Genomic DNA, 9,776 nt, shown 5'->3' on the forward strand with positions numbered 1-9,776 from the left:
GTTTCAACAGATAAACAGTTACCTTTGTCGTACCACATACAAGCCATGCCAAGCAGAGGGAAAGAGATGAAGGTTTCTATAGAAATTAAGCCCTCTGGCTTATCGAGCCTCATTTGGTATTGCTCTTGGAACTGTAGGTTCTTAATGAGTACTTCTTCAAAGTCATAACCGATGTCAGTTGTCAGGGCCGCAAAAGTTTCCAAAATACCCATGGCGATTTCTAATGCCCAATCATCACCCTGAGAAACTGCCGCGTCCATCGCGGCCACCAGTTTATCAGGGTAGTCCGACGTGCGGTTATGGAACGACTGAATGACATCTACTAGCATATAAGACAGCTCACCCGCTTTGGTAGAGCTCTGTCTCATCAAAGAAACCGGAAAGTTCGCCAATACATCCATGCTAGGTTTATCACGCACAATCACCGAAGTAAAATAAGCATCAAGCCACATTGAAGGACAAATAAAGCCTGTTTTAAAAATACCTTCACCATCCCATGTCACTTCTGGATAGCCGAGTATCTGGATACTTAATTCTTCATTGGGATTCATAGCAAGTTGATGATAACAGGCTCCCATTAAAGAAGTTTCGTAAAGACGTAATGTACAAATTTGTTCGTCTTCATGCGTAGTTTGAAACCAGGTATACCAGCGAGCCTGGTCGATGGCAAAATCACCAAGACTAACCAAGTTTTCTCGCCTGACCTTAAGACCTTCTTTTCTGTTATCTAAAACCCGGTTTATAAAATTTTTTTTACTCACAATGGCTTGTGTGTCAAGTTCAGGATTTGCTTTGCGCTCTACAATCTTGATCGATTCTTTACTTTGCATTTTGACTTAATCCTTTTGAATCAATTTTAAACTCTACTACTTCTACTACTACGTCTGAGGGCTTCAAGCTATTCGAGTAAAAGGGCTTAGGTATCTTTAAAAAGGACACATAATGCCAAGTGTAACGCAACAAAACGTCAGAAATGATGACCTAGCTCCCTTTGAATCTTAGCGAATTATATTTCCGGCTTTTACATCCTCTAACCAACACCCTTCGACGAGATATGGAGGAAGCCAACCAGTTTCGACAGATAAACGGTTGCCTTTGTCGTACCACATACAAGCCATGCCAAGCAGAGGGAAGTTAATAAAAGTGCGGATGCCTGTCCTATCTGGTCCTAATTCTCGAAGATGATATTTTTCTTGGAATTGTAGGTTTTTGACTAGCACTTCCTCAAAGTCATAACCAATGTTAGTAGTGAGCGCTGCGAAGGTCTCTAGGATCCCCATCGCAATTTCCGACGCCCAGTTATCCCCTTGAGCTACCGCTGCGTCCATTGCTGCAACCAGCTTATCAGGATAATCCGATGTGCGATTGTGGAACGACTGAATGACGTCTACTAGCATATAAGACAGCTCACCCGCTTTGGTTGAGCTCTGTCTCATCAAAGAAATCGGAAAGTTCGCCAATACATCCATGCTGGGTTTATCACGAACGATGACAGAGGTAAAATACGCATCTAGCCACATTGAAGGACAAATGAAACCTGTTTTTAAAATACCTTCGCCTTTCCATGTTACTTCAGGATAGTCGAGGATCTTTATGGTTAATTTATCATTGGGATGCATTGCAAGGCTATGATAACAAGCACTCATCAACGAAGTTTCATAAAGGCGTAATGTACAAATTTTTTCGTCTTCACATGAAGCTTGATACCACGTAAACCAGCGCACTTGCTCGAATGCATAATCTCCAAAGCTAATCAAGTTCTCTCGCCTAATTTTGAGCCCTTCTTTTCTTTTATCTAAGATTCGATTGATATAATCTTTCTCAGAAGCAATGCTATTATCATCTAACCTGGGCCTTGCTGTACGCTCTATAATTTTGGCTGGCTTTTTACCTTGCATTGTTGAACTAACCCTTCTTAATCAATTTTAAACTCAGCTATTCCTAGTTTTATATCTGATGCATCTCTGATTTTTTTCGCAGCTATTTTTTCTGTCGTTTCATCTTCGTTTTCAGACATTAGCTTAGTGATTTCTTCAGCATATTTGCTAGCCCCTTGCTGATACGCTTCGTTTCCAATCTTACGGCTGCCCATAGGGCAGCTACCCCCCTTTGGCCTCAACAATTATAATTTCACCTGGTGGCGGCTCTTCCACCTCGTAAACCATATCAAAATCGCCCGGCTTCGAAATTGAGGTTCCAATATCTTTGGGATGAAGCAGCTCAGCATTAGGACGTTTACTCCGAACAAAGTCATCCGCGGCTAACTCACCAATTTTTGCAGATTGCTGATTAATCTTGGCGATTTGAACGTTATTATACTGAATTGCTAACTAAAGGGTTTTATCGTGTGATCTTCCCTGCTTTTACTTCTTCTAACCAACACCCTTCGACGAGATATGGAGGAAGCCAACCAGTTTCGACAGATAAACGGTTGCCTTTGTCGTACCACATACAAGCCATGCCAAGCAGAGGGAAAGAGATGAAGGTTTCTATAGAAATTAAGTCCTCTGGCTTATCGAGCCTCATTTGGTATTGCTCTTGGAACTGTAGGTTTTTAACTAATACTTCTTCAAAGTCATAACCGATGTCAGTTGTCAGGGCAGCAAAAGTTTCCAAAATACCCATGGCGATTTCTAACGCCCAGTCATTACCCTGAGCAACTGCCGCGTCCATCGCGGCCACCAGTTTATCAGGGTAGTCCGATGTGCGGTTATGGAACGACTGAATGACATCTACTAACATATAAGACAGCTCACCCACTTTGGTAGAGCTCTGTCTCATCAGAGAAATCGGAAAGTTCGCCAATACGTCCATACTTGGCCTGTCACGCACAATTGCCGATATAAAATAAGTATCCAGCCACATTGAAGGACAAATGAAGCCCATTTCTAAGATACCTTCACCATCCCATGTTACTTCTGGATAACCGAGTATCTGAACAGTTAATGGCTCATTCGGAAACATAGCCAGCCGATGATAACAAGCCCCCATTAATGAAGTTTCATAAAGACGTAATGTACAAATTTGTTCGTCTTCATGTGAGGTTTGAAACCAGGTATACCAGCGAACCTGGTCAATGGCAAAATCACCAAAACTAACCAAGTTTTCTCGCCTGACTTTAAGACCTTCTTTTCGCTGTTCTAATATCTTATTGATGAATTCTTTCTCAGAATAAACTCCACTTTCACTCAGCTCAGGATCTGCTTTGCGTTCTACAATTTTGATTGTTCCTTTACTTTGCATTTTAACGTAGTCCTTTGGAATCAATTTTAAACTCTGCTACTTCTACTACTACGTCTGAGCGCTTCAAGCTATTCGAGTAAAAGGGCTTAGGTATCTTTAAAAAGGACACATAATGCCAAGTATAACGCAACAAAACGTCAGAAATGATGACCTAGCTCCCTTTAAAGCTTAGCGAATTATATTTCCGGCTTTTACATCCTCTAACCAACACCCTTCGACGAGATAGGGAGGAAGCCAACCAGTTTCGACAGATAAACGGTTGCCTTTGTCGTACCACATACAAGCCATGCCAAGCAGTGGGAAGTTAATAAAAGTGCGGATGCCTATCCTATCTGATCCTAATTCTCGAAGATGATATTTTTCTTGGAATTGTAAGTTTTTGACTAGCACTTCCTCAAAGTCATAACCAATGTTAGTAGTGAGCGCTGCGAAGGTTTCTAGGATCCCCATCGCAATTTCCGACGCCCAGTTATCCCCTTGAGTTACCGCTGCGTCCATTGCTGCAACCAGCTTATCAGGATAACCCGATGTGCGATTGTGGAACGACTGAATGACGTCTACTAGCATATAAGACAGCTCACCCGCTTTGGTAGAGCTCTGTCTCATCAAAGAAATCGGAAAGTTCGCCAATACGTCCAAGCTAGGTTTATCACGAACGATGACAGAGGTAAAATACGCATCTAGCCACATTGAAGGACAAATGAAACCTGTTTTTAAAATACCTTCGCCTTTCCAAGTTATTTCAGGATGATCAGGTACCTTAACCGTCAAAGGGCTTTCAGGTTTTTGAGCTAGTCGATGATAGCTAGCTTGCATTATCGAGGCTTCAAATAGACGCAGCGTTCCTATTCGGTCATTTAGTTCAGACACTGGAAACAAAGTATATAACCTAACTTGCTCCCAAACCCCGTCTGTTAGATATATCAAGTTTTCGCGCTTTATTGTGATACGATGTTTTCTTTTCTCTAAGTTTTTTTCTATTTGTTTTGTATAGTAATTAAGTTCCTCAGTATTCAACTCGTAGGCTGCTTTTCTATTTATCTTTTTCATACTAACTTTACTTCCCTTAACCTAATTCTTCGAGGCTAATATCAAACTCTTTTACATTCACTTTAGATACGCCATCTGAAGCATCAATTTCTGTTGTACCAGCTTTTTGTTCAGACATTAATTTAACGATTTCCGCCGCATATTTGCTTGTCCCTTGCTGATATGCTTCATTGCCAATTTTACGACTGCCGAGCGGCCTGCTGCCACCCTTAGCCTCGACGATGATGATTTCTTCAGTATCATCTGAGAGGTACACCATATTGAAATCACCTGGTTTCGATCCCTAAGTTGCAAGGTCTTTGGGATGGCTCAACTTAGCATTAGGGCGTATATTCCGAATAAAGTCATCCGCGACCAACTCACCAATTTTTGCAGACTGCTGGTTAATATTACCAATTTGAGCGTGATATCCCTCTTTGCTAGCTCGAGCGTCCATTGCCTCTTGACGCTCTTTCAAGCATTCATCAATTTTTGCTTTGTTTCTTTCTGTTAGCTCATAATCACTCGTATTGAGTTCAGACTTTTTTATACTATGCCAGTATTGGCTGCCCCAAACCTGTTGGGTCAATCCACTGGATATGGTGGACTGCATATTGGTAATGCCACCAATGATGGAGCGTTCAACAAACAACAAGCTCCCCACCTCAAACGTAAAAGCCACCCCATGAGAGATGGCTTGTATATTGATTTGCTAAAGGAGTTTATCGAATGATCTTCCCTGCTTTTACATCTTCTAGCCAACGTCCTTCGACGAGATAAGCTGGAAGCCAACCAGTTTCAACTGACAAACGGTTGCCTTTGTCGTACCACATACAGGCCATGCCAAGAAGAGGGAAAGATATGAAAGTTTCTATAGAAATCAAGTCCTCTGGCTTATCGAGCCTCATTTGGTATTTCTCTTGGAAATGTAGGTTTTTAACGAGCACTTCCTCAAAATCATAACCAATATTAGTAGTGAGCGCTGCGAAGGTTTCTAGGACCCCCATCGCAATTTCCAACGCCCAGTTATCCCCTTGAGCTACCGCTGCGTCCATTGCTGCAACCAGCTTATCAGGATAATCCGATGTGCGATTGTGGAACGACTGAATGACGTCTACTAGCATATAAGACAGCTCACCCGCTTTGGTAGGGCTCTGTCTCATCAAAGAAATCGGAAAGTTCGCCAATACGTCTAAACTTAGCCTGTCACGCACAACTGTCGATATGAAATACATATCAATCCATCTATTAGGATTTATGCACCCCGTTTTTAAAATACCTTCCCCGTCCCACTTTACTTCAGGATAGTCGAGAATCTTTATAGTTAATTCACCATTGGGATTCCTAGCAAGTCGATGATAACAAGCGCCCATTAGAGAAGTTTCGTAAAGACGTAATGTACAAATTTGTTCGTCTTCATGCGAGGTTTGAAACCAGGTATACCAGCGAACCTGGTCAATGGCGAAATCACCAAGACTGACCAGGTTTTCCCGCCGGATTTTAAGGCCTTCTTTTCTTTTATCTAATATTTTATTGATAAATTCTTTCTCAGAAGAAACCCCACTTTCACTCAACTCAGGGTTTGCTTTGCGTTCTACAACTTTACTTTGCATTTTAAATTAGCCCTTTAGAATTAATTTTAAACTCTGCCACTTTTAGTTTTACATCCGATGCATCCCCGTTCTCTTGAATGCTTGCTTGAGTATGTATATATCGAATAGGTATGCCGGATAAAGCTGCATCTTGGATTTGTCTTGCTGTTATTTTTCAGTCGTCCCTTCCTTTTTTCAGACATTAGGTTGGTGATTTCTGCAGTGTATTCGATATGCCATATTTCCAATTTTTCTGCTACCCAGCGTTTAGCCTCAACAATGATAATTTCACCTGGTGGAGACTCTTCCACATCGTAAACCATATCAAAGTCGCCCGGCTTCGAAATTGAGGTTCCAATATCTTTGGGATAAAGCAGCTTAGCATTAGGACGCTTACTCCGGACAACGTCATTTGCGGCCAACTCACCAATTTCTGCAGATTGCCGATTAATCTTGGCGATTTGAAAGTTATTATACTGAATTGCTAACTAAAGGAGTTTATCTAGTGATCTTCCCTGCTTTTACATCTTCTAGCCAACGCCCCTCGACGAGATAAGGAGGAAGCCAACCGGTTTTAATAGATAAACGGTTGCCTTTGTCGTACCACATACAGGCCATGCCAAGAAGAGGGAAGGATATGAAAGTTTCTATAGAAATCAAGTCCTCTGGCTTATCAAGCCTCATTTGGTATTTCTCTTGGAACTGTAGGTTTTTAACGAGCATTTCCTCAAAGTCATAACCAATGTCGGTAGTGAGCGCCGCGAAGGTTTCTAGGATCCCCATCGCAATTTCCAACGCCCAGTTATCCCCTTGGGCTACCGCTGCGTCCATTGCTGTAACCAGCTTATCAGGATAATCCGGTGTGCGATTATGAAACGACTGGATGACATCTACTAACATGTAAGACAGCTCACCCGCTTTAGTAGAGCTCTGTCTCATCAAAGAAATCGGAAAGTTCGCCAACACATCCATGCTAGCTTTGTCACGGACGATGACAGAGGTAAAATAGGCATCTAGCCACATTGAAGGACAAATGAAGCCTGTTTTTAAAATACCTTCGCCTTTCCAGGTCACTTCTGGGTATCTAGGTAATTGAATACTTTGAGGTTCGTCAGGCCTCATCGCTAACTGATGATAAAACGCGCGCATTAATGACGCTTCATACAGGCAAAGTGTTCCGATTTGTTCATTTTCTATGGAGTGTGGGAACCACGAGTACCATCTCACTAGATAAAACGATTCATCACTTAAAGCAACTAAGTTTTCTCTACGAATACTGATTACCTCTTTGCGCGTGTCAAGGTCTTCATCAATATCAGAACTATAGCCTTTGATTAACTCCGAGGTCAGCTTTGGATCAGCATTTCTTTTTATTTTAATTTTGTCAGACATTTTAAAACTTCCCTAAATCTACATTAAATTCTTTTACTTTAATCTTTGAAACTTTCCCTGGTTCAGAGATTGGGGTTTTAGTATGTATCTATCTAATTGGGCGTCCACTCCTCGAAGCGTTTCTTATTGATTTAGCTGTTTCCCACTCTGTTGTATTTCGCCCATTCCTAGACATCTTACCAACTATTGCCGCTACATATTTAGACGTTCCTTGCTGACATGCTTCGTTTCCTATTTTTCTACTACCCAAAGGACTGCTCCCCCTTTGGCCTCAACAATGATAATTTCACCTAGTGGTGGCTCTTCCACCTCGTAAACCATATCAAAGTCGCCCGGCTTCGAAATTGAGGTTCCAATATCTTTGGGATGAAGCAGCTTAGCATTAGGACGTTTACTCCGAACAAAGTCATCCTCGACCGTTTCACAATTTTTGCCGATTGTCTATTGATTTTACTTATTTGCGCGTTATATCCATCTTGGCCAATCCGAGCGTCCATTGCCTCTTGACGCTCTTTCAAGCATTCATCAATTTTTGCTTTGTTTCTTTCTGTTAGCTCATAATCACTCGTATTGAGTTCAGACTTTTTTATACTATGTCAGCATTGGCTGCCCCAAACCTGTTGGGTCAACCCACTGGATATGGTGGACTGCATATTGGTAATGCCACCCCATGAGAGATGGCTTATATATTGATTTGCTAAAGGAGTTTATCGAATGATCTTCCCTGCTTTTACATCTTCTAACCAACGTCCTTCGATGAGATAGTGAGGAAGCCAACCAGTTTCAACAGATAGACGGTTGCCTTTGTCGTACCACATGCAAGCCATGCCAAGCAGAGGGAAATTAATAAACGTGCGGATCCCTATTCTATCTGGTCCTAATTCTCGAAGATGATATTTCTCTTGAAACTGTAGGTTTTTAACGAGCACTTCCTCAAAATCATAACCAATGTTAGTAGTGAGCGCTGCGAAGGTTTCTAGGATCCCCATCGCAATTTCCAACGCCCAGTTATCCCCTTGAGCTACCGCTGCGTCCATTGCTGCAACCAGCTTATCAGGATAATCCGGTGTGCGGTTGTGGAACGACTGAATGACGTCTACTAGCATATAAGACAGCTCACCCGCTTTGGTAGAGCTCTGCCTCATCAAAGAAATTGGAAAGTTCGCCAATATGTCCATACTTGGCCTGTCACGCACAATTGTCGATATGAAATACATATCAAGCCATCTATTAAGATTTATGCACCCCGTTTTTAAAATGCCTTCCCCGTCCCACTTTACTTCAGGATAGTCGAGAATCTTGATAGTTAATTCATCATTGGGATTCATAGCAAGTTGATGATAACAGGCTCCCATTAAAGAAGTTTCATAAAGGCGTAATGTACAAATTTGTTCGTCTTCATGAGAGGCTTGAAACCAGGTATACCAGCGAACCTGGTCAATGGCAAAATCACCAAGACTAACCAAGTTTTCTCGCCTGACTTTAAGACCTTCTTTTCTGTTATCTAAAACCCGGTTTATAAATTTTTTCCGATTCACAATGGCTTGTGTGTCAAGTTCAGGATTTGCTTTTCGCTCTAAAAATTTGACCGATTCTTTACTTTGCATTTTGACTTAATCCTTTTGAATCAATTTTAAACTCTGCCACTTCTAGTTTTACATCTGAGGCCTTACCACTTTCAGGGATATTCGCTTGAGTATGTATATATCGAATAGTTCTGCCGGATAAAGCGGCGTATTGAATTTCGTCGGCAGCTAATTTTTCAGTCGTTCCTTCCTTTTTTTCAGACATTAGGTTGGTGATTTCGGCAGTGTATTCCGTTGTCCCTTGCTGATATGCCATATTTCCAATTTTTCTGCTACCCAGCGGGCTGCTACCCCCTTTGGCCTCAACAATTATAATTTCACCTGGTGGCGGCTCTTCCACCTCGTAAACCATATCAAAATCGCCCGGCTTCGAAATTGAGGTTCCAATATCTTTGGGATGAAGCAGCTTAGCATTAGGACGTTTACTCCGGACAAAGTCATCCGCGGCTAACTCACCAATTTTTGCAGACTGTTGGTTAATATTGCCAATTTGAGCATTATATCCCTCTTCGCCAGTTCGAGCGTCCATTGCCTCTTGACGCTCTTTCAAGCATTCATCAATTTTTGCTTTGTTTTTTTCTGTTAGCTCATAATCACTCATATTGAGTTCTGAGTTTTCTTTATACTCTGCTTTATTCAGCACAAGATCTTCAGTGAAGATCGTGCAACCTTCTTCCTCGCCAACTTTCTCTGAGTCAAAAACATGCGCATTTACAAATTCCTCAATCCCAACAACATACTGCACTTCGTGTCTGCTGCCATCTGAATGATTGATATGACGATAAAAAGTAATCTCGTTTCTCTCACAATGAATATGGTCTAAATCGTATTCATATCGAATATTGTTTTTACCTTTGGGTTTTCGGATTTTGACTTGCGAACGAACGCCATCTTCTCCGACAGATGACTCTTTTGCTGCTTCTAAAATCTGATC

7 protein-coding genes and 3 pseudogenes are annotated in these 9,776 nt (G+C 41.7%); all 10 read right to left on the reverse strand.

What is annotated here, in order from left to right; all coding sequences use genetic code 11:
• On the reverse strand, window positions 1-830 hold an 830-nt coding region (locus tag R7E38_RS22640), incomplete at its 3' end, for an immunity 49 family protein (protein WP_226084314.1).
• A 168-nt stretch (window positions 831-998) separates the two neighbouring features.
• Window positions 999-1,898, reverse strand: a complete 900-nt coding sequence (locus R7E38_RS22645) for an immunity 49 family protein (protein ID WP_033905289.1) — start codon at window positions 1,896-1,898, stop codon at window positions 999-1,001.
• A gap of 17 nt (window positions 1,899-1,915) precedes the next feature.
• Window positions 1,916-2,312: pseudogene (locus R7E38_RS22650) on the reverse strand (hypothetical protein); the annotation flags it as partial.
• Window positions 2,313-2,340: 28 nt separating this feature from the next.
• The gene (locus R7E38_RS22655; protein WP_169644510.1) at window positions 2,341-3,243 is read right to left on the reverse strand and encodes an immunity 49 family protein; all 903 of its coding nucleotides are present in this window, start codon (window positions 3,241-3,243) and stop codon (window positions 2,341-2,343) included.
• Window positions 3,244-3,411: 168 nt separating this feature from the next.
• Window positions 3,412-4,293, reverse strand: a complete 882-nt coding sequence (locus R7E38_RS22660) for an immunity 49 family protein (RefSeq protein ID WP_033905287.1) — start codon at window positions 4,291-4,293, stop codon at window positions 3,412-3,414.
• Window positions 4,294-4,309: 16 nt separating this feature from the next.
• Window positions 4,310-4,819: pseudogene (locus tag R7E38_RS22665) on the reverse strand (type IV secretion protein Rhs); the annotation flags it as partial.
• A gap of 175 nt (window positions 4,820-4,994) precedes the next feature.
• Entirely contained in the window at window positions 4,995-5,885 is an 891-nt protein-coding gene (locus R7E38_RS22670; protein ID WP_226084315.1) for an immunity 49 family protein, read from the reverse strand.
• A 477-nt stretch (window positions 5,886-6,362) separates the two neighbouring features.
• Window positions 6,363-7,256 (reverse strand): immunity 49 family protein, encoded by an 894-nt coding sequence (locus R7E38_RS22675; protein WP_064353920.1) that lies wholly within the window; start codon window positions 7,254-7,256, stop codon window positions 6,363-6,365.
• Between the two features lie 707 nt (window positions 7,257-7,963).
• Complete coding sequence (locus R7E38_RS22680) at window positions 7,964-8,863, reverse strand: immunity 49 family protein (protein WP_318082121.1); 900 nt, start codon at window positions 8,861-8,863, stop codon at window positions 7,964-7,966.
• Window positions 8,853-9,776 (reverse strand): annotated as a pseudogene (locus tag R7E38_RS22685) (type IV secretion protein Rhs); the annotation flags it as partial. The pseudogene R7E38_RS22685 and the gene R7E38_RS22680, both read right to left, overlap by 11 nt.

The organism is Vibrio sp. Vb2131, assembly GCF_033338535.1.
Taxonomy (GTDB): domain Bacteria; phylum Pseudomonadota; class Gammaproteobacteria; order Enterobacterales; family Vibrionaceae; genus Vibrio; species Vibrio alginolyticus.